At 71.6% G+C, this 23,339-nt stretch carries 23 protein-coding genes; 10 read left to right on the top strand and 13 right to left on the bottom strand.

Translation table 11 applies throughout. The features are described 5' to 3' along the window. Window positions 1-15 precede the first annotated feature (15 nt). The 9 genes from ABD126_RS04405 to ABD126_RS04365 all read right to left on the bottom strand — a co-directional run bounded on the left by ABD126_RS04405 (window position 16) and on the right by ABD126_RS04365 (window position 10,303). Window positions 16-354 (bottom strand): P-II family nitrogen regulator, encoded by a 339-nt coding sequence (locus ABD126_RS04405; protein WP_309113990.1) that lies wholly within the window; start codon window positions 352-354, stop codon window positions 16-18. After that, the gene (locus tag ABD126_RS04400; protein WP_343932327.1) at window positions 351-1,694 is read right to left on the bottom strand and encodes an ammonium transporter; all 1,344 of its coding nucleotides are present in this window, start codon (window positions 1,692-1,694) and stop codon (window positions 351-353) included. The genes ABD126_RS04405 and ABD126_RS04400 overlap by 4 nt, the downstream gene beginning before the upstream one ends. Window positions 1,695-1,941: 247 nt before the next feature. Further along, on the bottom strand, window positions 1,942-3,507 hold the full coding sequence (locus ABD126_RS04395) for an alpha/beta hydrolase (RefSeq protein WP_343932326.1): 1,566 nt from the start codon (window positions 3,505-3,507) through the stop codon (window positions 1,942-1,944). 129 nt (window positions 3,508-3,636) lie between these two features. After that, window positions 3,637-4,635, bottom strand: coding sequence for an allantoicase (gene alc / locus ABD126_RS04390; RefSeq protein ID WP_343932325.1), 999 nt, complete (start codon window positions 4,633-4,635; stop codon window positions 3,637-3,639). Continuing rightward, complete coding sequence (gene allB, locus ABD126_RS04385; protein ID WP_343932324.1) at window positions 4,632-5,936, bottom strand: allantoinase AllB; 1,305 nt, start codon at window positions 5,934-5,936, stop codon at window positions 4,632-4,634. Before allB ends, alc begins: the two co-directional genes overlap by 4 nt. Window positions 5,937-5,941: 5 nt before the next feature. After that, on the bottom strand, window positions 5,942-6,946 hold the full coding sequence (locus tag ABD126_RS04380) for a glycerate kinase (protein ID WP_343932323.1): 1,005 nt from the start codon (window positions 6,944-6,946) through the stop codon (window positions 5,942-5,944). Continuing rightward, a complete protein-coding gene (gene gcl / locus ABD126_RS04375; protein WP_343932322.1) occupies window positions 6,946-8,658 on the bottom strand; it encodes a glyoxylate carboligase in 1,713 nt (570 codons plus the stop codon). The genes ABD126_RS04380 and gcl overlap by 1 nt, the downstream gene beginning before the upstream one ends. Beyond that, window positions 8,658-9,530 carry a 2-hydroxy-3-oxopropionate reductase gene (locus ABD126_RS04370; protein ID WP_343932321.1) on the bottom strand — a complete coding sequence of 291 codons (873 nt, stop codon included), beginning with the start codon at window positions 9,528-9,530 and terminating at the stop codon, window positions 8,658-8,660. Before ABD126_RS04370 ends, gcl begins: the two co-directional genes overlap by 1 nt. Continuing rightward, a complete protein-coding gene (locus tag ABD126_RS04365) occupies window positions 9,527-10,303 on the bottom strand; it encodes a hydroxypyruvate isomerase family protein (RefSeq protein WP_343932320.1) in 777 nt (258 codons plus the stop codon). Before ABD126_RS04365 ends, ABD126_RS04370 begins: the two co-directional genes overlap by 4 nt. Window positions 10,304-10,460: 157 nt before the next feature. Here ABD126_RS04365 and uraD point away from each other — a divergent pair, with 157 nt between their 5' ends. Together uraD and pucL are read left to right on the top strand one after the other, a co-directional pair. Further along, window positions 10,461-10,970, top strand: coding sequence for a 2-oxo-4-hydroxy-4-carboxy-5-ureidoimidazoline decarboxylase (gene uraD / locus ABD126_RS04360; protein WP_343932946.1), 510 nt, complete (start codon window positions 10,461-10,463; stop codon window positions 10,968-10,970). Window positions 10,971-10,973: 3 nt separating this feature from the next. After that, the gene (gene pucL / locus ABD126_RS04355; protein WP_343932319.1) at window positions 10,974-11,852 is read left to right on the top strand and encodes a factor-independent urate hydroxylase; all 879 of its coding nucleotides are present in this window, start codon (window positions 10,974-10,976) and stop codon (window positions 11,850-11,852) included. Between the two features lie 66 nt (window positions 11,853-11,918). On the opposite strand, the gene ABD126_RS04350 is transcribed toward pucL, so the two are convergent. Together ABD126_RS04350 and aceB are read right to left on the bottom strand one after the other, a co-directional pair. Further along, complete coding sequence (locus ABD126_RS04350; RefSeq protein ID WP_343932318.1) at window positions 11,919-13,109, bottom strand: DUF6986 family protein; 1,191 nt, start codon at window positions 13,107-13,109, stop codon at window positions 11,919-11,921. Between the two features lies 1 nt (window position 13,110). After that, the gene (aceB, locus tag ABD126_RS04345; protein WP_343932317.1) at window positions 13,111-14,637 is read right to left on the bottom strand and encodes a malate synthase A; all 1,527 of its coding nucleotides are present in this window, start codon (window positions 14,635-14,637) and stop codon (window positions 13,111-13,113) included. A gap of 82 nt (window positions 14,638-14,719) precedes the next feature. On the opposite strand from aceB, the gene ABD126_RS04340 reads away from it, so the two are divergent. The 5 genes from ABD126_RS04340 to ABD126_RS04320 all read left to right on the top strand — a co-directional run bounded on the left by ABD126_RS04340 (window position 14,720) and on the right by ABD126_RS04320 (window position 17,311). Then, a complete protein-coding gene (locus ABD126_RS04340; protein ID WP_343932316.1) occupies window positions 14,720-15,475 on the top strand; it encodes an IclR family transcriptional regulator in 756 nt (251 codons plus the stop codon). Window positions 15,476-15,673: 198 nt separating this feature from the next. Further along, the gene (locus tag ABD126_RS04335; RefSeq protein WP_343932315.1) at window positions 15,674-15,994 is read left to right on the top strand and encodes a DMT family transporter; all 321 of its coding nucleotides are present in this window, start codon (window positions 15,674-15,676) and stop codon (window positions 15,992-15,994) included. 67 nt (window positions 15,995-16,061) lie between these two features. Continuing rightward, entirely contained in the window at window positions 16,062-16,409 is a 348-nt protein-coding gene (locus tag ABD126_RS04330; protein WP_343932314.1) for a DMT family transporter, read from the top strand. Between the two features lie 37 nt (window positions 16,410-16,446). Next, the gene (locus ABD126_RS04325; RefSeq protein ID WP_343932313.1) at window positions 16,447-16,890 is read left to right on the top strand and encodes a MarR family winged helix-turn-helix transcriptional regulator; all 444 of its coding nucleotides are present in this window, start codon (window positions 16,447-16,449) and stop codon (window positions 16,888-16,890) included. A 70-nt stretch (window positions 16,891-16,960) separates the two neighbouring features. After that, on the top strand, window positions 16,961-17,311 hold the full coding sequence (locus ABD126_RS04320; protein WP_343932312.1) for a hypothetical protein: 351 nt from the start codon (window positions 16,961-16,963) through the stop codon (window positions 17,309-17,311). 4 nt (window positions 17,312-17,315) lie between these two features. On the opposite strand, the gene ftsY is transcribed toward ABD126_RS04320, so the two are convergent. Then, window positions 17,316-18,887: a signal recognition particle-docking protein FtsY gene (gene ftsY, locus ABD126_RS04315; protein ID WP_343932311.1), complete on the bottom strand. Its 1,572-nt coding sequence runs from the start codon at window positions 18,885-18,887 to the stop codon at window positions 17,316-17,318. 114 nt (window positions 18,888-19,001) lie between these two features. Between ftsY and ABD126_RS04310 the strand changes: the two genes are divergently transcribed. Beyond that, window positions 19,002-20,144, top strand: coding sequence for an anhydro-N-acetylmuramic acid kinase (locus ABD126_RS04310; protein ID WP_343932310.1), 1,143 nt, complete (start codon window positions 19,002-19,004; stop codon window positions 20,142-20,144). After that, window positions 20,131-21,681: a sodium:solute symporter gene (locus ABD126_RS04305; RefSeq protein WP_343932309.1), complete on the top strand. Its 1,551-nt coding sequence runs from the start codon at window positions 20,131-20,133 to the stop codon at window positions 21,679-21,681. Before ABD126_RS04310 ends, ABD126_RS04305 begins: the two co-directional genes overlap by 14 nt. Before the next feature lie 40 nt (window positions 21,682-21,721). Here ABD126_RS04305 and ABD126_RS04300 read toward each other — a convergent pair whose 3' ends face one another. After that, a complete protein-coding gene (locus tag ABD126_RS04300) occupies window positions 21,722-22,654 on the bottom strand; it encodes a GNAT family N-acetyltransferase (protein ID WP_343932308.1) in 933 nt (310 codons plus the stop codon). Window positions 22,655-22,704: 50 nt separating this feature from the next. Here ABD126_RS04300 and ABD126_RS04295 point away from each other — a divergent pair, with 50 nt between their 5' ends. After that, entirely contained in the window at window positions 22,705-23,277 is a 573-nt protein-coding gene (locus ABD126_RS04295) for a maleylpyruvate isomerase family mycothiol-dependent enzyme (RefSeq protein ID WP_343932307.1), read from the top strand. Window positions 23,278-23,339 lie beyond the last annotated feature (62 nt).

Raw genomic sequence — 23,339 nt, 5'->3', positions numbered from 1 at the left:
GGCCGTCCCCCATCTCTACAGCGCGTCGGTGCCGCGCTCCCCGGTCCGGACCCGGATGACCGTGTCGACCGGGGTCACCCAGACCTTCCCGTCGCCGATCTTGCCGGTGCGGGCGGCCTCGACCACCGCGTCCAGCACCTTGTCCACGGCGGCGTCGTCGATGAGCACCTCGACGCGCAGCTTGGGCACGAAGTCCACGGCGTACTCGGCGCCCCGGTAGACCTCGGTGTGGCCCTTCTGGCGGCCGTAGCCCTGGACCTCGCTGACGGTCATGCCCAGCACGCCCAGCTGCTCCAGCGACGCCTTCACGTCGTCCAGGGTGAACGGCTTGATGATGGCGGTGACCAGCTTCATGACTTGTTGCTCCCCTCAAGGACCGCGGTGGCGCCGGCGGCGACACTCGGCTTGGTGTTGCCACGCGAACCGAGGCCGCTGCCGAACTCGTACGCGGTCTCCGCGTGCTCGGCCTCGTCGATGCCGCCGACCTCGGCCTCCTCGTCGGCGCGGAAGCCGACGACCAGCTTGACCAGGTAGCCCAGGACCAGGCTCAGGACGAAGGAGTACGCGAGCACGGCCAGCGCGCCCACCGCCTGCCGCCACAGCTGGTCCACGCCGCCACCGTAGAACAGGCCGTTGATGCCCGCCGGGGCCGCGGAGCTGGCGAAGAAGCCGATCAGGATGGTGCCGGACAGGCCGCCGACCAGGTGGACGCCGACCACGTCGAGCGAGTCGTCGAAGCCGAAGCGGTACTTCAGGCTGACCGCCAGGGCGCACAGCGCGCCGGTGATCGCGCCGATCGCGATGGCGCCCAGCGGGGTCACGGCGGAGCAGGCCGGGGTGATCGCGACCAGGCCGGCGACGATGCCCGAGGCCGCGCCCAGCGTGGTGGCGTTGCCGTCGCGGACGCGCTCGACCACGAGCCAGCCGAGCATGGCGGCGGACGTGGCGACCAGGGTGTTGACGAAGGTGACGCCGGCGGTGGTGTTCGCGGCGAGCGCGGAGCCCGCGTTGAAGCCGAACCAGCCGAACCACAGCAGACCGGCGCCGAGGACGACCAGCGGCAGGCTGTGCGGCTTCATGCGGTCCTTGGGCCAGCCGACGCGCTTGCCCAGCACGATCGCCAGGGCGAGACCCGCCGCACCGGCGTTGATGTGGACGGCCGTGCCGCCCGCGAAGTCGATCGCGAGGAGCTTGTTGGCGATCCAGCCGCCGGGGTCGACGACGTTGCCGTCGGCGTCCTTGCCGTCGAAGTCGAACACCCAGTGCGCGACCGGGAAGTAGACGAGCAGCGCCCACAGGCCGGCGAACAGCAGCCACGGACCGAACCGGGCGCGGTCCGCGATCGCGCCCGAGATCAGGGCGACGGTGATGATCGCGAACATGGCCTGGAAGCCGACGAAGACGGTGGCCGGCACGGTGCCCGAGAGGGCCTCCTTGCCCAGCAGGCCGTCCAGGCCGAAGAACTCGAACGGCTTGCCCAGCAGGCCGGCCCCGACATCGGTGCCGAACGCGGTGGAGTAGCCGACCAACACCCAGAGCACACCGACCACGCCGATCGCGCCCAGGCTCATCATCATCATGTTGAGCACACTCTTGGACCGGACCATGCCCCCGTAGAAGAAGGCAAGTCCGGGGGTCATCAGCAGCACCAGTGCGGAGCTGGTGAGCAACCAGGCGGTGTCCCCTGTATCCACGTCGACCTCCACTGCACGTCGGTTGCGGAGGAGCATCGATACGTCCTGTTTCGCGCGGTCACGTGCCAGGTTTCGCGCGGGTGAACTGTCCTGGGGCTGGTGTTACGGGCACGTTTCGCACGCTTGAAGGGACGGTTTTCGGCTGCAACCAGCTCGGGAGGTGCGGTTGTGCGTCGTGACGGACCGTGCGCGGGAAGGCGAACGGGCCGCCCCCGAATCGGGGACGGCCCGTTCGAAGTGGTGCGGGTCAGCCGCGCCAGCCGGGCAGGCCGGGCTTCGGGCCCGCGGGCAGCTTGGAGATGCCCGTGTCCGCCGTCGTCAGGGACGGCTGCGGTTCGACCGCCGCGCAGCGGGTGCCGTCGCGCGGTGCCTTCAGTTCGACCAGGTACTTGTCCGTCGCCCCCATCGTGCAGGCGCTCCGGTCGTACACGCCGTGGCCCCAGCCCTCGTAGGTCAGCAGGACCGTGGTGTCGCGGCTCTGCCGGTGGGCGTTGACGGCCCACTCGTAGCCCGTCGCCGGGTCGTGCAGGGCGTTCATCATCAGGATCTTCGGCGCGTGCTTGATGCGCAGCCGGTGCTGCGGGTTGTTCACCTTCTCCGGCAGGCCGACGCAGCCGGCGATCGCGTAGTGCCCCAGGGAGGAGCCGCGCATGTGCGGGGCCAGCTGGTTCGCCCGCGCGACGAGTGCCGCCAGCTCGCGGTGGTTCTTCACGCGCATCGCCCAGTCCTGGCAGAACACCGCCGGGAACGGGTTGTTCACCGTCACCGGCTCGGCCGCGAAGCCCGTCGGCGCGGCGCCGCTGCCCGACAGGGCCAGGAGCCACTCCGCCAGCGGTGCCCAGTCCGGGCCGTAGAACGCGCTGAAGGCGTTGCCGATGATCAGGTCCGCCGGGATCTTGCGGCTCGGGTCGCCCGGCGCGGTGATCTCGCCGCGGTCGGCGCGGGCCAGCAGGTCGTCCCAGAACTTCGCCACGTCACGGCCGTGCAGCGCGCAGGACGTGGTCCGCTCGCACCACTTCACGAACTCGGTGAACGCGTCCTCCGCCGCCACCGCCTCGGTCTCGTTGAAACGCCACGTCCCCAGGCTGTGGTCCATGTTCGAGTCGATGACCATGGCGCGGATGTTGCGGCCGTAGCGCTCGGCGTACTGCTGGCCGATCAGCGTCCCGTAGGACACGCCGTAGTAGTTGATCTTGCGCTCGCCGAGCGCGCGGCGCAGCGCGTCGATGTCGTTGGTGACCGCGATGGTGTCGGCGTGGTCGTAGATCGGACCGCTGTGCTCGCGGCAGTCCGCGGCCAGGTCGCGGTTGTACTGCGCGAGGGCGTCGAACTCGGCCTGGTTGGCCGGGTAGATCGACACCTGCTTCTCCAACATCTCCAGCGAGCACTTCACCGCGGCGCTGCGCGCGACGCCGCGCGGGTCGAAGCCGACGATGTCGAAGCGGTCCTGGACGTCCTTGCTGAAGAACCGGTCGGCCCCCAGCGCGAAGTTCACGCCGGACCCGCCGGGCCCGCCCGGGTTGATCACCATCGCCCCGATCCGCTTGGCGGGGTCGAGGGCCTTGCGCCGCGCCACGGCGAGGTCGAACTTCTCGCCGCGCGGGTTCGCCCAGTCGATCGGCAGCTTGAGCGTGCCGCACTCCACCTCGGGCAGTTCGGGGCACGGCTTCCAGTCGATCGGCGCGGCGAGCGCCTGGACGTCGGCGTCGAGCGGCGTCGCGTCCGCGGGGTCCGCGGACGCGACCGACGCGGTGCCGGCGACGAGCGCCACCACCGCGCCGACACCGCCCAACGCTCGGAAGATCGGTCGCACAGGTTCCTCCCTAGTTCCTGTCACCGTTCAGTCACCCTTTGGGGTGACCGCAGGCTTTCAGGGGCGTGAACTGGCGCACAACCGACTGAAGTCGCAGACGGCGTCAGCCCGAAGGCTGACAACCGCGCACTAACGGGTGAGTTCGTCGTACCGGGCGGTGAGCTGGTCGAGGCCCGTGGCGGTCAGGGAGCCGAACAGCCGCATCCGGGCCATACCGCCGTCCGGGTGGATGTCGAGGCGCGCGTGCGTGGCTTCCGGGCCCTCCACGCGGAAGCGGTGCCGCGTGTCGGGTTGCAGGCGGGTGAGCGGGAGCAGGTCGAACCACTCGGCCGGGTCCTTGCGGGCGTCCCGGCCGCGCACGGACGCCCAGCCCGGCGCGTTGCCCTTGAAGTGGGTGGTGTCCAGTTCCGCGAGGTGTACGACACCGGGCGCGGCGAGGGCGATCTCCACCCACTCGTTGCCCTCTTCCCGGCGGCGGGCGGTCTCCCAGCCCTCGCCCATCGAGGCCGCGTCGCCGGGGGAGATCAGGTTGCCGGGACGGCCGAAGAAGTCGTTGCTGCACCCGGCGACCGCCGCGCCGTTCTCCAGCGCGGCCAGGTCGAGAGCGCCCGGGACCAGCAGCGCCGGGTCGGGTACGGGGGAGCCGTGCACCCGCAGGCGGGCCACGCCGCCGTCCGGGTGGATGGTCAGGCGGACGTGCGTGCACCGGCGTTCCACGTCCACGTCGAAGTAGTGCTTCCGGTCGCCGCCGAGGGGCGACCTGGGCACGAGCGGCTCCCAGTCGGTCAGCTCGTCCGGGCTCGGGTAGCCCGGCGCGTGCGTGCCCTCGACGCTCGCGAACGGCGGGTAGTTGCCCTTGAACCACGCCGTGTCCACCACGACCCCGCGCACCACGCCGGGCATCCCCAGCCGCACCACGGCGCTGTCCGAACCCGGCTCCCGACGCCGCCGGGTCTCCCACCCGTCGTAGACCTGCCCCTTGTGGCCGAACGTGTGGGGCCGGTACTCGGCCTCCGCCGGGGTGATCAGGTTCTCCCGCTCGGCGAACAGCTCGTCGTTGGCCCACACCACGCTCCCGCCGACCGCGCGGGAGGCCAGGTCGGGCAGCCGGGTCCAGGTGGGTGTCATGCGTCTCCTCTGCTCAGCAGCCGGCCGGTGGGCCGGTCTCCGGTGATCCTGTTGCCCCGCAACCACGTCTGCCGCACGACCCCCGCCAGCGGGCGGCCGTGGTAGGGCGTGACGGGGTTGCGGTGGTGCAGCTTCGCGCGGTCCACGACGAAGGCGTCGTCCGGCGCGAACACGGCGAAGTCGGCGTCGCGACCGGGTGCGATCGCGCCCTTGCGGGTCAGCCCGACCAGGTCGGCCGGGGCGGTGGCCATCCAGCGGACCACGTCGGTGAGGGCGTGGCCGCGCTGCCGGGCCTGCGTCCACACGGCCGGCAGGCCCAGTTGCAGGCTCGCGATCCCGCCCCACGCGGTGGCGAAGTCGCCCTCCTTCAACTCCGGCGTGCACGGCGAGTGGTCGCTGACGACCAGGTCCACCAGCCCGTCCGCGAGCCCCCGCCACAGCAGCTCGCGGTTGGCCGCGTCGCGGATCGGCGGGCAGCACTTGAAGTGCGTGGCCCGGTCGCCGATCTCCTCCGCGACGAAGGTCAGGTAGTGCGGGCACGTCTCGGCCGTCACGCGCAGCCCGGAAGCGCGGGCCTCCCGCAGCGCGGGCAACGCCTCCCCGCTGGACAGGTGCAGCACGTGGACGCGGGCGTCGGTCTCGCGGGCCGCCGCCAGGAGGCCGCTGATCGCCTGCCCCTCGGCGTGGTGCGGCCGGGACGCCAGGAAGTCGCGGTAGCCGGGACCGGACTCGGTCACGTGGCCCGGGTGCTCGGCGTGCACGATCGCCAACGCGTCCACGGTCCGCAGCTCGCGCAGCGCCGCCCGCAGCTCGTCGTCCTCGACGTGCGGGAACTCGTCCACGCCGGAGTGGATCAGGAAGCACTTGAACCCGAACACCCCCGCCTCGTGCAGCGGCACCAGGTCGGCCGCGTTGCCGGGCACGATCCCGCCCCAGAACCCGACGTCCACGTGCGCGTTGCCCTCGGCCGCCTCGCGCTTGACCTCCAGCGCGGCCACCGACGTGGTCGGCGGCAGGCTGTTGAGCGGCATGTCCACGATGGTCGTCACGCCGCCGGCCGCCGCCGCGCGGGTCGCGGTCGGGAACCCCTCCCAGTCGCTGCGGCCCGGGTCGTTGACGTGGACGTGCGTGTCCACCAGACCGGGCAGCAGCACCTCGTCGTCGGCCAGTTCCACCACCCGGTCGCCGGACAGCTCGTCGGGCCCGGTGACGGCCGCGATCCGACCGTCCCGGACGCCGACGTCGGCCGCCCGCTCGCCCTGCGGCGTGATCACCCTGCTCGCGCGGAACACCAGGTCCATGCGGGTCACTCTCCCAGCCAGTCGGCGGCGATGCGACCGGCCAACCGCTCCAGCAGCGGCTCCGGCTCGGCCAGGCAGCGGGTCAGGTCGGGCTCCACGTCCAGCAGCGCGTACGCGGCGCGCAGGCCCAGCTCGGCGGGGTCGACGGAGGTCCGGCCGGCGACGGCGACGGTGGGCACGGACCCCGCCGCCGACGCCACCCCCGCCGGCGCCTTGCCGTGGCGGGTCTGGGCGTCCAGCGACCCCTCGCCGGTGACCACCAGCCGGGCTCCGGCGACCGCCTCGGCGAACCCCACCAGCTCCAGCACCACCTCGATGCCGGGCCGCCGGGACGCGCCCAGCACGGCCAGCGCGGCGAACCCGATGCCGCCGGCCGCGCCCGCGCCCGGCACGTCGACGTACTCCGGCCCGATCTCGCGGGCGTACCGCGCCAACCGCTCCTCCAACACCTCGACCTGCTCGGGCGTGGCCCCCTTCTGCGGCCCGTACACCGCCGCCGCGCCCGACGGCCCGAGCAGCGGGTTGTCCACGTCGCCGGCCAGCACCACTTCCACGTCGGCGAAGTCGCGGTCGCCGATGGCTTCGAGCATCCCGCGACCGCCGTCGGTGCACGCGCTGCCGCCGACCCCGAGCACGATCCGCCGGGCGCCCGAGTCCAGCGCGCTGACCAGGAGTTCACCCACACCCCGGCTGGTGGCCGTCAGCGGGGCCGGCTCGTCGAGCAGCGCCAGGCCCGCCGCCGACGCCACCTCGACCACGGCGGTCGCGCCGCGCACGGCGAAGCTCGCCGCCACCGGCTTGCCCACCGGGCCGGTCACCCACCGACCGACCCGCAGGAAGCCGGCGGCCACGGCGGCGTCGACCGTGCCGTCACCGCCGTCGGCCACCGGCAGGCTGCGCACCGCCAGGCCCGGGACCGCCTCCCGCAGGCCGCGCTCGACCGCGGCGGCGACCCGCGGGGCGGACAGCGTCCCCTTGAACTTGTCGGGCGCGACGACGACGTGGCTCATCAGGGCAGCGGCTCGTACTCGCGCATCGCCGCGATGGACGTGCCGTTGGCGGTGTTGCCCTCGCGCTCGATCATGATCTCGACCAGGACCGGCCGGCTGGTGCGCTCGGCCTCCTTGCGGGCCCACTCCAGCGACTCCCGGATGCGGCCCGGTTCGGTGACCCGCGTGCCGGAGCACCCGTAGGCCTCCATGATCTTGACGTTGTCCGAGCCGTTGGTGTCGTAGTGGATGTCCACCTCGTACTCCATGTCGTAGCCGCCGTGGTCCTCGGCCATCCGGATCAGGCCCAGGTACTCGTTGTTCAGCATGATCAGCACGAACGGGACGTCGTACTGCGCGCCCACGGCCAACTCCTCGACCAGGAACTGGAACGAGTAGTCGCCGACGATGCCGACCACCTCGGCGTCCGGCTCGGAGTTCTTGAGCGCCTTCTTCACGCCGATCGCCGCCGGGATCTCCCAGCCGAGCGGACCGGCCTGGCCGCACACCTGGTAGTGCCGCGGCTTGTGCGCTTTCTGGTGCTGGCCCGACCAGATCTGGTACAGCCCGATGGCGGTGACGAAGTACGTGTCCGGCCCGTAGAACTCGTTGATCTCCTTGAAGACCCGGGGAGCCTTCACGGGGACGGTGTCGAAGTCCTCGCGCCGCAACAGGGTCCGCTTCAACTCGGCGCACCGTTCGGTCCACGCGTTGGGCCGCGCCGCCGCGCGTTCGCGAGCGAGCTTCAGAAGCGCTTGCAGGAACAGCTTCACGTCCGCCACGACACCGAGGTCCGGCCCGAACACCTTGCCGATCTGGGTCGGCTCGACGTCCACGTGGATGAACTTGCGCTCGCCCCGGTAGGTGGCCAGGTCGCCGGTGTGCCGGTCGCCGAACCGCGCGCCCAGCGCCAGCACGAGGTCCGATTCCAGGAAGGAGGCGTTGCCGTAGCGCTGGGAGGTCTGGATGCCGGTCATGCCCGCGTACAGCGGGTGGTCCTCGTCGATCGCGCCCTTGCCCATCAGCGTCGCCTGGACCGGGACCTGGAGGTGCTCGGCCAGGGCCCGCAACTGCTCCCCCGCCTCGGCGAGGATCACGCCGCCGCCCGCGAGCAGCAGCGGGCGTTCGGCGGCCAGCAGCATCTCCAACGCGCGTTCGACGCGGGCCGGGTGCGGTTCGGGCTTGGCGACCGGCAGCGGGGCGTCGATGGCCGCGTCCCACTCGATCTCCTGCTTCTGCACGTCGATCGGCAGGTCGATGAGGACCGGGCCGGGCCGGCCCGAGCGGGCGATCCGGAAGGCCTCGCGGAAGATCCACGGCGCCTGCGCGGCCTCCTTGACCTGGACCGCCCACTTGGTGACCGGCGCGGCGATGGCCACGATGTCCACCGCCTGGAACGCCTCCTGGTGCAGCTTGGAGGTCGCCGCCTGGCCGGTGACGCACAGGATCGGCACGGAGTCGGCCTGCGCGGTGTAGAGGCCGGTGATCATGTTGGTGCCAGCCGGGCCGGAGGTGCCGATCGCGACGCCGACGTTGCCGGTGGTGCGGGACCACCCGTCGGCCATGTGCGTGGCGCCCTCCTCGTGGCGGACGATCAGGTGCTCGATCGTGCCGTCGGTCTCCAGCGCCTTGTAGAGCGGGAGGATGGCCGCGCCGGGGCAGCCGAACACGGTGTCGATGCCCTCGGACTTGAGGACGTCGACGACCGCCTGCATGACGGGAACCCTGGCCATCAGGCCCTCCCTGCGAAGTTCTCGATGACCTTGAGCAGCGCCGAGTGGTCCAGGGAGCCGTACCCCCGGGCGCGCGCGGACGCGATGAGCTGGGCGATGAGGCCCGTGACGGGCAGCGCGACGTCGACCTGGCGGGCGGCGGCCAGCGCGATGCCCATGTCCTTGTGGTGCAGGTCGATCCGGAAGCCCGGCTGGAACTCGCGGGCGACCATGCTCTCCCGCTTGAGGTCCAGGACGCGGTTGGCGGCCAAGCCGCCGGCGAGCACGTCCAAGCCGGCCTTGGCGTCCACACCGGACGCCTCCAGCAGCACGATGGCCTCCGCGACCAGCGCGTAGATGCCGCCGACCATGAGCTGGTTGGCCGCCTTCACGACCTGGCCCGCGCCGTGCGGACCCACGTGCACGACGGTCTTGCCGAGCACCTCGAAGATCGGCCGGGCCGCCGCGAAGTCGGCCTCGTCGCCGCCGACCATGATCGACAGCGTGGCCTGCTTGGCACCGGTCTCGCCGCCGGACACCGGGGCGTCCAGGACCCGCACACCCTTCTTGGCGGCGGCTTCGGCAACGGCCAGCGAGGTCTCGGGGCGGATGGTGCTCATGTCGATCAGGAGCGTGCCTTCGGCGACGACGTCGAGCACGGTGCCCAGGACGACGTCCTCCACCTGCGGGTGGTTGGGCAGCATGGTGATGACGACGTCCGCGCCGCGGGCCGCCGCGGTTACGTCGGCGGCCGCCGTGCCGCCCGCCGCGGTGAGCTTGGCCAGGGCGTCGGGGTTGAGGTCGAAGCCCGTCACGTCGTGGCCGGCGGCGACGAGGTGGCCGGCCATGGGCGTGCCCATGATGCCCAGCCCGATGAATCCGATCCTGCTCATGCGTAGTCCTTAGGTCCGAACAGCCAGTCGAAGTCGGGGACGCCGTCGCGGAAGACCGTCGCCTTGTACTCCAAGCCGACGAAGCCCTCGTAGCCGCCGGCGTCGAGCTTCGCGAGCAGCCCCGACAGGTCGAGGTCACCGGTGCCGGGCTCGCCGCGGCCGGGCGCGTCGGCGATCTGGACGTGCCCGATGCGGTCGACGTGCGCGGTGAGGGCGTCGAGGTCGTCGCCGTTGACGGCGAGGTGGTAGAGGTCGGCGAGCAGGGCGAGGTTGTCGCGGCCCGCCGCGTCGAGCACGGCCAGCGCGTCCGCCGCGGTGCGCAGCGGGTGGTCCGGCGCGCCCGAGAGGGGTTCGACGACCACGGTCGCGCCGATCTCGGCGGCGACGTCGGCGGCGTGGCGGAGGTTCTCCAGGGCCGCCGGGGTGGTCGGGAAACAGCCGTGCAGCGCGTTGAGGGTGCGGCAGCCGAGGCGGTCGGCGAGGCCCACCGCGACCTCCACGTTCGCCCGGAACTCCGCCTCGCGGCCGGGCCACGCCACCAGGCCCCGGTCGCCGGCGGGCAGGTCGCCCGCGAAGAAGTTCAGGCCGACCAGGCGTACGCCCGCGTCCCGGACCGCCGCCTCGAACGCGTCGAGTTCGCCCGTCGGGGGCACGGCCTCGGCGAACGGCCACCAGAACTCGACCGCGTCGAACCCGGCCTTCCTCGCAGCGGCGGGCCGTTCCAGCACCGGCAGGTCGGTGAACAGGATCGACAGGTTGACGTCGTACCGCATCTCTCGGCTTCCTTCCACAATGCGGAAGCTATCTTCCGTACATCGAGAGAGTAGGCACGGCTCGCGGACCGGCGCAAGACTGTTGACACGCTCGGAGGCCGCTCGTACCGTCCCTTATGGCGGAAATGAGTTTCCGCGATACAGAAAAAGGGAGCCCCTGGTGACCGATCTGCAAGGGTTCAACTCCGCACCGGCCGAGCAGCTCCGCCCGCTGCTCACCGAATGCCTCGCCGTGCCGCGGTGGGTCGAGGCCGTCCTCGCCGGCCGCCCGTACGCGAGCGAGGAAGCGCTCCTCGCCGCCGCCGACGACGCCGCGTCCCTCACCGACGACGAGGTGCGCGCCGCCATCGCGGGCCACCCGCGCATCGGCGAGAAGGCCAAGCACGGCGGCGTGTCCGCCCGGTGGTCGGCGGCCGAGCAGTCCGGCGTGGCCGAATCGCTCGCGGACCGACTCAAGGCGGCCAACGCCGCGTATGAGGAGCGGTTCGGGCACATCTACCTGGTGTGCGCCACCGGCCTGAGCGGCGAGCGGATGTTGGACGACCTGGCCGCGCGCATGGCCAACGACCCGCGCACCGAGACGCGCGTGGTCAACGGCGAGCTGCGCAAGATCGCCGCACTGCGCCTGCGGAAGGTGCTCCACCCCCACGAAACGCAAGGGAGCTGACCGATGGCCATCGTCTTGGGCCCGAACCAGTACGGCAAAGCGGAGAACCGGCTCGTCACCGTGACCCGCGACGGCGATGTGCACACCATCAAGGACCTGACGGTCAGCACCTCACTGCGCGGCGACCTCGCCGAGACCCACCTGACCGGCGACAACGCCGCGGTCCTGGCCACCGACACGCAGAAGAACACCGTCTACGCCTTCGCCAAGGAGGCCCCGGTCGGCGAGATCGAGGACTTCGCGCTGCGCCTCGGCCGCCACTTCGTGTCCTCGCAGGAAGCCATCACGGGCGCTCGCGTCCTCATCGACGAGCACTCGTGGAACCGGATCGAGGAGAACGACCACTCGTTCGTGCAAGGCTCGAACGAGAAGCGGACGACCGCGGTCACGGTGGAGGGCGACCAGGCCTGGGTCGTGTCGGGCCTGAAGGACCTGGTGGTCCTGAAGTCCACGGGCTCGGAGTTCCACGGCTACCCGCGCGACAAGTACACGACCCTGAAGGAGGTCACCGACCGCATCCTGGCCACGTCGGTGACCGCGCGCTGGCGCTACCAGGGCAGCGGGATCGACTGGGCGAAGAGCTTCGCGGAGATCCGGGCCGTCCTGCTGCGGACGTTCGCGGCCAAGCACTCGCTGTCGTTGCAGCAGACGCTGTACGCCATGGGCGAGGCGGTGCTGGAGGAACGGCCGGAGGTCGCGGAGGTGCGGCTGTCGATGCCGAACAAGCACCACTTCGTCGTGGACCTCTCGCCGTTCGGGCTGGAGAACGACAACGAGGTGTTCTACGCGGCGGACCGGCCGTACGGGCTGATCGAGGGCACGGTCCTGCGCGACGACGCCGAAGACCCCGGCCAGGCCTGGTACTCGCTGCCGGCGTTCTGACCGACCCTCCCCGCACCGACTCGCAGGAGGCCGTCCGTGGCGGTCCTGCTCGTCGGCCGGCGTCGGTCAGGGCGTTCGGCGGGCCAGGGCGCGCAGGTCGGACAGGGCCAGACCGGTCAGGGCGTGGAGTTCGGCCTGGTCCACCGCCCCGCAGTCCAGGGCGCGCAGGAACGACGTGGACAGGGCCTGGGCGGTGGCGGGTTCGTCCAGGACCGCCCCGCCCGCTTTGTCGACATATGCCTTCAGCCGCTCGGCTTCCGCCTCCAGGGTTTCGCGGTAGTACGCGTACACGGCGGCGTAACGGGTCACCAGTTGCGCCGGGTGGAGGTCCCAGCCCTGGTAGAAGCCGTGCGCCAGCGAGCGGCGGACCAGCGCGTAGTGCGTGCGCCAGCCGTGTTCGACGTTGTCCCCGGTGGGCAGGACGTTGGTGGAACCGTCGGACAATTCCACGCCGTGGCCGGCCGCCGACACCTGCATGACGTTGCGGGCGAAGTCGCACGCCCCGTGCGCCAGGTGCTGGTGCGCGGCACCCAGGCCGCAGCTCGCCGTGTAGTCGTAGGTGCCGAAGTGCAGGGCGGTGACGCGTCCCCGGCCGGCCTCGATGAGCCGCGGGACGGTCAGGCGACCCTTGGTGTCCACAATGGACTGCGTGGTCTCGATCTGGATCTCGAAGCGGAGGTCCGCGCCGAGCAGGTCGAGGACGTCGGTGAAGACCTCGACCTGCGCCACGGAGGTCACCTTCGGGAACGTGACCACGAAACCCGGCGGCACCTCGCCCAGGGTGGTGACGAAGACGTCGAGGGTGCGGAGGCCGCGTTCCAGGAGTGCCCTGGTGTCGAAGGACTTCATGCGCAGGCCGAACCGGCTCGGCGCACGGCCCGCGGCCACCCAGTCGCGGACGACCAGGGCGGTGCGCTCGGCGTCGGCGTCCTCGGCGTCCTCGGTTGGCCGGACGCCGTAGCCGTCCTCGAAGTCGATCCGCAGGTCCTCCACCGGTTCCGCTTCGAGCTTCGCCCGGACGCGCCCGTACAGGTCCTCGGGCACGCCCAAGAGCGCGGCGAAGTCCTTCGGCGAGTACTTCTCCAGTGCCGCAAGCGCTTGCGCGCCCCACTCGGCGGGGGTGGAGGCGTGCACGCGGTCCGCCGGCACGTAGCACGTGTGCACCGGCTGGCGACCCGACGGCGAGCGCGGGTCCACGGCGGACAGCCGCGCGGTGAGCGCCGCGACCGCCGCCGGGTCCAGGGACGTCCGCGGCACGTCAGATCCGCTCGTAGGCGGGCAGCGTCAGGAAGTCCACGAAGTCGTCGGCCAGCGCCACCTGCTCGAACAGCTCCACCGCCAGGTCGAGGTGGTCGCCGTCGAGCTTGGCCCGGGTGTCGGCGAGGACCGAGCGGACGAGGTCGGCGGTGACCGGCGTGCCGTCGTCCAGCACGACCCCGTTGTGCACCCACTGCCAGATCTGCGACCGGGAGATCTCGGCGGTGGCCGCGTCCTCCATCAGGTTGTGGATCGCCGCCGCGCCGTTACCCGCGAGCCACGACAGCAGGTAGCGCACGCCCACGTCCACGGCACTCTCCAGGCCGGCGCGGGTGGCGTGGCCGCCGGCGGACCCGAAGTCGAGCAGGTCCTCGGCCCGCACCGAGACGTCCTCGCGGAGGTTGGCGAGCTGGTTGGGCTGGTCGCCCAGCCTGGCGTCGAAGATCTCCCGGCACACCGGGACCAGGTCGGGGTGGGCGACCCAGCTGCCGTCGAAACCGTCGTCGGACTCGCGGGTCTTGTCGTCGCGGACCTTCGCCAGCGCCTGTTCGGTGACCTCGGGGTCGCGACGGTTGGGGATGAACGCGGCCATGCCGCCGATCGCGAACGCGCCCCGCTTGTGGCAGGTGCGCACGAGCAGTTCGGTGTAGGCGCGCATGAACGGGGCCGTCATGGTGATGCTGTTGCGGTCGGGCAGCACGTAGTCGGCGCCCGCGTCGCGGAAGTACTTGATGATGCTGAACAGGTAGTCCCAGCGGCCGGCGTTCAGGCCCGAGGCGTGGTCGCGCAGTTCGTAGAGGATCTCCTCCATCTGGAACGCGGCGGGGATCGTCTCGATCAGGACGGTGGCGCGGATCGTGCCGTGCGGGACGCCCAGCTCGGCCTGCGCGGCGGTGAAGACGTCGTTCCACAGGCGGGCTTCCAGGTGGCTCTCCATCTTCGGCAGGTAGTAGTACGGCCGGCCGAGCGAGGCGTTGTGGAAGAAGTGCAGGCCGAAGTCCACCAGCGCGCCGACGGCGGGCCGGCCGTCGACCTCGATGTGCCGCTCGGGCAGGTGCCAGCCGCGGGGCCGGACCACGATCGTCGGGTGGTCGCCCTCCTTGAGGGAGTAGTACTTGCCCTCGGGCGACTGGTGGTCGATCGTGCCGCGGGCGGCGTCGTAGAGGTTGACCTGGCCGGAGACGACGTTGTGCCAGTGCGGGGTGTTGGCGTCCTCCAGGTCGGCGAGCCACACCTTGGCGCCGGAGTTGAGGGCGTTGATCGTCATCTTGCGCTCGGTGGGGCCGGTGATCTCGACGCGGCGGTCGCGCAGCGGCTCCGGGGCCTCCGCCACCCGCCAGTCGGACGCGCGGATGTGCGCGGTCTCGTCGAGGAAGCCCAGCGGCCGGCGGTCGGCGCGCCTGGCGACCAGCTCGTCCCGGGTGGCGGCGAAGGCGCGGTGCAGGCCGGCGACGAAGTCCAGCGCGTCCGGGGTCAGGATCTGCTCGCCGCGCTCGACCTCGCCGCCGAGCACGCGGATACCGGACATGGTTCCCACCTTCCTGGCGCTGATTTCTACTTCGCGGACTATAGTTATCGCATCGCGGAACGGCAACGGAGGGTTGGTCGAGATGGCACGGGAGTCCTCGGGTGGCGTGCAGTCCCTCCAGCGTGCCTTCGACCTGCTGGAACGGCTCGCCGACGCGGGCGGCGAGGCGAGCCTGTCGGAACTGGCGACGACGTCGGGGTTGCCGCTGCCGACGATCCACCGGTTGATCCGCACCCTGGTCACGCTGGGGTACGTGCGGCAGAACAGCAACCGGCGCTACACCCTGGGGTCGCGGCTCATCCGGCTCGGGGAGAGCGCGTCCCGGCAGTTCGGCACGTGGGCGCGGCCGTTCCTGGCGGCGCTGGTCGACCAGGTCGAGGAGACGGCGAACCTGGCGGTGCTGGACGGCGACGAGGTCGTGTACGTGGCGCAGGTGCCGTCGCGGCACTCGATGCGGATGTTCACCGAGGTGGGCCGCCGCCTGCTGCCGCACGGAACCGGGGTCGGGAAGGCGATCCTGTCGCAGCTGCCGCGGGACGAGGTGCGGGCGTTGCTGGGGCGGACCGGGTTGCCGGCTTACACGCCGAACACGATCACCGACGCGGAGGAGCTGCTGGCTTCGCTGGACCGGATCGCGGAGCGGGGGTACGCGCTGGACGAGAGCGAGCAGGAGTTGGGCGTGCGCTGCATCGCCGTGCCGCTGGTGGGCGCGCCGACCCTTGCGGCGGTGTCGGTGTCGGGCCCGGAGGGTCGGCTGACGAAGGAAGCCGTGGACCGCATCCTGCCGGAGGTCCTGGCCATCGCGAAGCGCCTGTCCGCCCAGTCCGCACTCGCCTGAGCAGCAGGACAGCCGCCCATTACTGCGGTCCGCCCACAAATAGACGACCGGTCAACTAATACAACGGCGAAGTAGACGACCGGTCAACTACGCAATCGGACGCGCGGCGGACCGTGTGGCGTGGGTCTCCGTTGACCGAGTTATATTCATGCGCATACAGTTAATGCACATGCACTCGTCACACCGGAAGGTCGACCCATGCACTGGCTCCACCTCGCCATCGCCACCGTCTTCGAGATCGTCTTCGCCCTCGGCGCACGAGCCGCCAACGGCTTCACCCGCCCGCTCCCCTCGGTGGTGACGCTCGTCGCGGCAGCGGGCGGGATCTTCTTCCTCAGCCTGGCGCTCCGCACGCTGGACGTCGGCGTCGGCTACACGATCTGGACCGGCATCGGGTCGATCGGCACGGTCGTCATCGGCGCGTTCCTGTTCAAGGAACGCCTGACCGCCGCCCGCGCCGTGTGCTTCGGCGTGATCATCCTCGGCGTCGTCGGCCTCCGCGTCGCGGCCGGCGCCTGAATCCGACAGCCCCCCGAACCCCACAGCCCCCGAACCCGACAGCCCCCGAACCGGAAGCAGAGCAAAGATGCACAACCACAAGCGCGCCTGGACCTACCTGCTGATCGCCGCCGTGTTCGAGGTCGTCTTCGCCCTCGGCACCAACGGCTCCAACGGGTTCACCCACCTCTGGTGGTCGATCACCACCATCGTCGCCGCGGCCGGCGGCATCTTCTTCCTCAGCCTCGCCGTGAAGACCCTCGACGTGGGCGTCGGCTACACCGTCTGGACCGGCATCGGCTCGGTGGGCACGGTCGTGTTCGGCAGCATCGTCTTCCACGAGTCGCTGTCCGCGCCGAAGGTCCTGTGCTTCCTCCTCATCATCGGCGGCGTGGTCGGTCTCAAGCTCACGTCACGCGCGGCGCCGGCCAGCTAACATATGTATGTACGGCCATAGAAACGGGAGGGCCACCATGCCGGACGCTTCGGACCACGCGGTGGCCCTCTCCAGCGACGGGCGGCTCTGGACCCGGCTGTCCGCGCTGCACGCCCGGGTCGGCGGCGCCATGCAGAAGGTCCTGCAACGGCGCGCCGACATCGGGTTCTCCGAGTTCCTCGCCCTCGTCGCCCTCGCCAACGCCGAACTGGGCGAGCTGCACATGCAGGAACTGGAAGAGGTCACCCAGCTCAACCAGAGCTCGGTCAGCCGGCTCGTCGTGCGCCTGGAACGGACCGGGCTGACCGAGCGCCGCCACTGCGAGCGCGACCGGCGGCGCGTCTACACGGGCATCACCGAACTGGGGCGCGCGGTGCTCGCGGAGGCGCTGCCCGTCTACGAAGCGGCGCTGAGCGACGCGTTCGGCACGGTCACCGGCGACCGCGAACTCGGGCCGCTGCTGGCGAAGCTGCGCGACTGACACCGCACGGTTCCCACCATCGAGCGACCCCGGCGTGCCGGGTGCGCGTCCAACGGTCAAGATCTCCCGCGTGACTTACGAGGGACGCACGCTGACCCTGCACTGGGACGACCGCCAGGTGGTGGGCCGCTGGTCCGACGGGTCCCGGCTGGACCCCGTGCCGGCGGACCCCGCCGCGGACCGGGTGCAGTGGCTGGTGGACCTGATCGCGCGGTACCGCCGCGCCTACCCCGGCGCGCGGGTCCGCGCCACCAACCGCGACGACTGGCGGGCGCCCGAGAGCGGGCGGCTGCGGTACGTCGTGCCGCAGCCGCCGCCCGCGGGTCGGCCGTACGTCGTGCGGTCGGCGTTGGAACCGTTGCACTACCACGTCTTCCCGGAGCGCCGGGAGGTCAAGGAGTGCTGGCACCACTGCCCGTGAGGGCCTAACCCAGGAGGGCGTCGACGAACGCGGCCGGCTCGAACGGGGCCAGGTGGTCGGCGCCCTCGCCCAGGCCGACGAGCTTGACCGGCACGCCAAGCTCCCGCTGGACCTGGAAGACGATGCCGCCCTTGGCCGTGCCGTCCAGCTTGGTCAGCACGATGCCGGTCACGTCCACCACGTCGGCGAACACGCGGGCCTGGGTCAGGCCGTTCTGGCCGGTGGTGGCGTCGAGGACCAGCAGGACCTCGTCCACCTCGGCCTGCTTCTCCACGACGCGCTTGACCTTGCCCAGCTCGTCCATCAGGCCGGTCTTGGTGTGCAGGCGGCCGGCGGTGTCGACCAGCACCGTGTCGACGCCCTTCGCCACGCCCTGCTTGACCGCCTCGAACGCGACCGACGCCGGGTCCGCACCCTCCGCGCCGCGCACGGTCGCCGCGCCGACACGCGAACCCCAGGTCTCCAACTGGTCGGCGGCGGCGGCGCGGAACGTGTCCGCCGCGCCCAGCAGCACCGTGCGGCCGTCGGCGACCAGCACGCGGGCCAGCTTGCCGGTGGTGGTGGTCTTGCCGACGCCGTTGACGCCGACCACGAGCACGACGGCGGGCTTGCCCGAGTGCGGCAGCGCGTGGACGTTGCGGTCCAGCTCCGGGTGCAGCGCCTCGATGAGGACCTCCCGCAGCAACGCGCGGGCGTCGTCGGAGGTGCGCACGCCACGGCTCGCGATGCGCTCACGCAGGTTGGTGACGACCTGGTCGGTCACCGCCGCGCCGAGGTCGGCCAGCAGCAGGGTGTCCTCGACGTCGGTCCACGAGTCCTCGTCCAGGTCACCCGCGCCGAGCAGGCCCAGCAGGCCCTGGCCGAAGGCCGAGCGGGAGCGGGACAGCTTGCCGCGCAGCCGTTCCAGGCGACCGGCGGTGGGCTCGATCTCCTCGATCTCGGACGCCTCGACCGGCAGGTCCACGTCCACGAACCCGCGCTTGACGGAGTCGCGGGGGACGCTGGCGTCGTCGCCCACGCCCGGCTGGCCGTCGACCTCGGTGCGGTCGGCGACGGGGTGCTCGACCGGGGCGGTGTCGGACGGCGTGGTCGGGGTCGCGGTGTCCAGGGGCGGGGTGGGGGCCTCGTCGACGGGCCGGGCGGGGCTCGCGCCGGTCGGCTCGGCCGCAGTGGGCTCGACCGCGGCGGGCTCGGCTGCGGTGGGCTCGGCTGCCGTGGGCTCGGCTGCGGTGGGCTCGGCTGCGGTGGGCTCGGCTGCGGTGGGCTCGGCGGCGCGCTCCGCCTCGACCGGCTCCCGGTCAGCAGGCTCGCGCTCGGCGGGTTCGGCCGCCTTGCGCTCGGCGGGTTCGCGCTCGACCGGTTCGGCCGGCTTGGTGTCCGCGGGTTTCGGCTCGGTCGTCCTGGGTGCGAAGGTCACCCCCGAACCGGCCTGGTAGCCCTTGACGGCCGGCTTGTCCTCCTCGGGTTCGGCGAGGCTGATCCGCCGCTTCCGGGACAGCACGACGCCGGTGACGAGGGCGACCGCGAGCAGGGCCGCGACAACGACGACGATCCAGATCACAAGCTCCGTGGACACTCCGCAATCCTCGCACGCCACGGTCCGTGACAATCCAACAAGCTGGATTGATTTCCGGCAACTTTCCCACCTACACCCTTGCGCCTGCGGTCTGTGTGGAATAGGACACAGGGCGTGAGGGTGATCGGGCTCATCTCCGGGACGTCGATGGACGCCGTCGACGTCGCCGTCGGCGACTTCTCGTTCGACGGCACGACCATCGCGCTGCGCCCCATCGCGCACGCCGAGCACCCGTTCCCGCCCGAACTGCGCGAGCCGCCCACGAGCGCCGCCGACCTGTGCGTGCTGGACACCCGGCTGGGCCAGGTGTTCGCGGCGGCGGCGCGGGAGCACGAGGCCGACCTGGTGGCCTCGCTCGGGCAGACCGTGCACCACTGGGTCGAGGACGGCCGGTGCCTGGGCACGCTCCAGGTCGGCGCGCCCGCGTGGATCGCCGAGGCGACCGGGCTGCCCGTCGTCGCCGACTTCCGCGTGCGGGACGTCGCCGCCGGCGGCCACGGCGCACCCCTCGCGAGCACCCTCGACGCCCTGTGGCTCGCCGAGCTGGCCGGCTCCGAACCGGCCGGCTCCGAAGTGGGCAACGCCGTCGCCCTGAACATCGGCGGCATCGCGAACATCACGAAGGTTTCGCCCGAAGGTGTGATCGCCTACGACACCGGGCCGGGCAACGCGCTCATGGACGCGGCCATGACCGTCCTCTCGAACGGCCTGCGCACGTGCGACCTGAACGGCGAGTTCGCCGCACGCGGCCGGGTGCACGAGGAGCTGCTCGACCGCCTCCTCGCCGACCCCTACTACGCCCTCCCCGCGCCGAAGTCGACGGGCAAGGAGCACTTCAACCGCGCCTACCTGGACCGGATGACCGAGGGTCTGGTGATCCAGGCCGAGGACTTCCTCGCCACCCTCACCGAACTGACCGCCCGCACGATCGCCGCCGAGTGCGACGGGCTGGTGATCGGGTCCGGCGGCGGGATGCGCAACCCCGTGCTGGTGGAGTCGTTGCGCGCCAAGGTCGAGCTGCGCACCAGCGACGAGCTGGGCCTGCCCGGCGACGCCAAGGAGGCCTATCTGACCGCCCTGCTCGGCTTCCTGACCTGGCACGGCCTGCCCGGCAACGTCCCCTCCGCCACCGGCGCGTCCGGCCCGCGCCCGCTCGGCTCGATCACCCCCGGCCGCGAACCCCTGCGCCTGCCCGAGCCCGTGACCACCGCCGTCACCGGGCTCAAAGTGATTGGAGGACACCGTGCGCGCACTTGATGTCGCCATCATCGTGCTGTTCCTGGTGGGGATGCCGCTGCTGGGGGTGTGGATCGGCGGCCGGCAGCGCTCCGCCACGGACTACTTCGTCAGCGAGCGGCGCATCTCGTGGTGGGTCGTGTGCGTGTCGGTGGTGTCCGCGGAGACGTCCACGCTGACCGTGCTGTCCGTGCCGACGGTCGCCTACGGCGGGACGATGACGTTCCTGTCGCTGGCGATCGGCTACCTGCTCGGCCGGATCGTGGTGTCGTTCGTGCTGCTGCCCAAGTACATCGCGGGCAACCTGATCACGGCCTACGGGTTCCTGGGCAAGCGGTTCGGCGGCGGGTTGCAGTCCACGGCGTCGGTGACGTTCCTGGTGACCCGGCTGCTCGCGGACGGCCTCCGGCTGTTCGCCACCGCGATCCCGGTGAAGGTCGTGCTCGCGGCGTACGGGGTCAACGCGTCCTACTGGGCGATCGTGGTCGTGTTGGGCATCGCGATGGTCGTCTACAGCTTCCTGGGCGGCGTGCGGGCCGTGGTGTGGGTGGACGCCATCCAGATGCTCTGGTATGTCCTGGGCGCCATCGCGGTGATCGTGGTGCTGTCCGGCAAGCTGCCCGACGGCTGGTTCTCCGCGGCGGCCGAAGCGGGCAAGTTCCAGATCCTCGACTTCGCCGCCAGCCCGTTCACCTCGCCGTACGCGATCCCGACCGCGTTCATCGGCGGCGCGGTGCTGTCGATGGCCTCGCACGGCGCGGACCAGCTCATCGTGCAGCGGCTGATGGCCACCAAGGACGTGCGAGCGTCGCAGAAGGCGTTGATCGCCAGCGGTGTGGTCGTGTTCCTCCAGTTCGCGTTGTTCCTGTTCATCGGCGTGATGCTGTGGGCGTTCTACAAGGGCGCGAACCCGGTCAAGGACCTGGGGCTGAACAACAACGACGAGCTGTTCGCGAACTTCATCGTGCGGGACATGCCATCGGGGCTGTCCGGGTTCGTGATCGCGGGCATCCTCGCGGCGGCGCTGTCGTCGTCGCTGGGCGCGCTGGCCTCCTCCACGGTCACCGACGTGTACCAGAAGCTGGTGCGGCGGCCGATGACCGAGGCGGAGGTGTTCCGGCAGGGCCGGATCTGGACGGTGGTGTGGGCGGGTCTGCTCATCGTGTGCGCGGGCCTGTTCGCCTCGCTGACCCGGCGCGGGAACCCGATCGTGGAGCAGGGCCTGTCGATCGCCGGGTTCACGTACGGCGCGTTGCTGGGCGCGTTCCTGCTGGGGTTGCTGTTCCGCAAGGCCAAGCAGACCGACGCGATCGTGGCGTTCGTGACGACCGTGGTGGTGATGGCGTTCGTGATCCTGGGCGTGAAGTTCGTCGGCCCGGAGGCCGCGGCGACCCTCGACTTCTCGGCGGCCACCGCGACCTCCAAGCCGCTGGCTTACCCGTGGTACACGCCGATGGGTGTGCTGGTGACGTTGGTCGTGGGCGGCTTGCTGTCGTTGCGCCACAAGGGCTACACGCCGCCCGAGGTGGACGAGGCCGTGAGCGTGAAGGCGGCTTGAGCGATCGGGCTGCCCGGGCCGTTCAGGCGGCCTGGGCGGCTCAGGCGGCTTTGGAGCGGTAGGCCACCAGTTCGAGGGTCCGGCGGAAGCCGAGGCGGTCGAACATGCGGTGGGACGACGTGTTGCCGGCCAGGATGGCGGCGGCGGCCTGGTTCCGGGCGCCGTGGCGTTCAGCGAGCTTCCAGACCAGCTCGGTGATCAGCGCGGCGCCCACGCCCTTGCCGCGCACGTCGGGTTCCACGGCGACGAAGTCGATGTAGTACTCCCCCGGCTCGGCCTTGCCGGCGGCGTAGCCGAGCACCCGGTCGCCGTCCATGGCGACGACGACGGTGTGGTCCCGGCTGCCGTCGACCAGCGACCGGCCGGACAGGTAGGTCTTGGGGAAGCAGCGCTCGTGCAGGACGGCCACCGCCTCGTGGACGGCGGCCTCGGTCGGCAGGACGCGCATCTCGCGCGCCGGGCCGGTGCGGGGGCAGCTCGCCTCGCGCAGCAGCAGCCCGCGCAGGCCGTCGCCGTCGAGGATGTGGATGCTGCTCGCCCGGCCCGCGGTGAAGCCGTGGCGCTCGGCGAACGCCGCCAGCCTGCGGTGCAGGGTGTGGCCGTAGACCTCGCGGTCGGCGATGCCGGCCAGGAGGGGTTGGGCGCGGGCGTAGAGGGCGTCGGAGGTCTGGTCCCAGATGCGGCTGCCCGCCGGGTGGTTGACCGGGACGTCCACGAACGGTCCGTGCAGGAACGCCCGGCCCAGCTCGGCGTCCACCTCGACGCTGAGCACGCCGCAGACGCGGCCGGAGTCGTCGGTGGCGACGACGGTGCAGGAGGGCCAGTCGGGTTCGAATTCGGCGAGTTCTTCGGTCAGCTCCCCGAGCGTCTCACCGAGGTAGCCGATGTGGTGCGCGGTGTCGGCTTGGAGCCGGACGAGCAGGGCCAGCACCGCGCCCAGGTCGTCCTGGCCGGCGAAACGGGTGTCATACATGTCCGGAATAGTCACTCGCGGATGCACCGAACGCGAGGGAGTTTTCGGACGTGGACGCTGCTGATCTTGCGCGGGCCGTCGGAGTGGGCGCGGACTTCCTGGAGGGGGTGGTGGACCGTGACTGGGCGGTGGGCGTGCCGGGGATGGACTGGACGGTGGCGCAGACCGTGGCGCACGTCGGCAACTGCCTGATGTGGTACGCGATCGACATGGCCGCGGGCGTCGGCGGCCTGCACACCGCGGACGTCGAGGTGCGGCCCGCGACGCCGCCCGCCGAGCTGGTGGCCACGCTGCGGACGTTCGGGGCGGTGCTCGGCAGCGTCCTCGCCACCGCGCCGCCGGACGCGCGCGGCTGGCACCCGTGGGGCGAGGCGGACGTGGCCGGGTTCGCGGCGATGGGGTCGATCGAGTCGATCGTCCACGCGCACGACGCGTCGCGGGCGCTGGGCGTGCCGTTCGAGCCGCCGGCGGACCTGGTGGCGAAGGTGCTGCGGCGGCTGTTCCCGGAGGCCCCGGTGGACACCGACCCGTGGCAGACCCTGTTGTGGGCGACCGGGCGGCAGCCGTTGGGCGACCTGGCGCGGCGGGGCGAGTGGACCTGGCACTCCGCGCCCCTGCCCTGAGCGGGTCTCGGCGAGCGGTCGGACGTGGGGCGGGTCACCATGGGGACCGCAACACCTCCGGG

Source organism: Saccharothrix mutabilis subsp. mutabilis, assembly GCF_039521145.1.
Taxonomy (GTDB): Bacteria; Actinomycetota; Actinomycetes; order Mycobacteriales; family Pseudonocardiaceae; genus Actinosynnema; species Actinosynnema mutabilis.
Note: the sequence above shows the minus strand (reverse complement) of the source record. Positions and strands in the feature narration are given on the sequence as shown.

What these genes read in the sequence shown, in the direction of transcription:
- ABD126_RS04340 (WP_343932316.1), top strand. Translation starts at nt 14,720, where the DNA reads ATGGCACGGGAGTCCTCGGGTGGCGTGCAGTCCCTCCAGCGTGCCTTC.
- alc (WP_343932325.1), bottom strand. Translation starts at nt 4,635, where the DNA reads ATGACACCCACCTGGACCCGGCTGCCCGACCTGGCCTCCCGCGCGGTC.
- ABD126_RS04335 (WP_343932315.1), top strand. Translation starts at nt 15,674, where the DNA reads ATGCACTGGCTCCACCTCGCCATCGCCACCGTCTTCGAGATCGTCTTC.
- allB (WP_343932324.1), bottom strand. Translation starts at nt 5,936, where the DNA reads ATGGACCTGGTGTTCCGCGCGAGCAGGGTGATCACGCCGCAGGGCGAG.
- ABD126_RS04300 (WP_343932308.1), bottom strand. Translation starts at nt 22,654, where the DNA reads ATGTATGACACCCGTTTCGCCGGCCAGGACGACCTGGGCGCGGTGCTG.
- ABD126_RS04380 (WP_343932323.1), bottom strand. Translation starts at nt 6,946, where the DNA reads ATGAGCCACGTCGTCGTCGCGCCCGACAAGTTCAAGGGGACGCTGTCC.
- ABD126_RS04370 (WP_343932321.1), bottom strand. Translation starts at nt 9,530, where the DNA reads ATGAGCAGGATCGGATTCATCGGGCTGGGCATCATGGGCACGCCCATG.
- ABD126_RS04325 (WP_343932313.1), top strand. Translation starts at nt 16,447, where the DNA reads ATGCCGGACGCTTCGGACCACGCGGTGGCCCTCTCCAGCGACGGGCGG.
- pucL (WP_343932319.1), top strand. Translation starts at nt 10,974, where the DNA reads ATGGCCATCGTCTTGGGCCCGAACCAGTACGGCAAAGCGGAGAACCGG.
- aceB (WP_343932317.1), bottom strand. Translation starts at nt 14,637, where the DNA reads ATGTCCGGTATCCGCGTGCTCGGCGGCGAGGTCGAGCGCGGCGAGCAG.
- ABD126_RS04405 (WP_309113990.1), bottom strand. Translation starts at nt 354, where the DNA reads ATGAAGCTGGTCACCGCCATCATCAAGCCGTTCACCCTGGACGACGTG.
- ABD126_RS04365 (WP_343932320.1), bottom strand. Translation starts at nt 10,303, where the DNA reads ATGCGGTACGACGTCAACCTGTCGATCCTGTTCACCGACCTGCCGGTG.
- ABD126_RS04330 (WP_343932314.1), top strand. Translation starts at nt 16,062, where the DNA reads ATGCACAACCACAAGCGCGCCTGGACCTACCTGCTGATCGCCGCCGTG.
- gcl (WP_343932322.1), bottom strand. Translation starts at nt 8,658, where the DNA reads ATGGCCAGGGTTCCCGTCATGCAGGCGGTCGTCGACGTCCTCAAGTCC.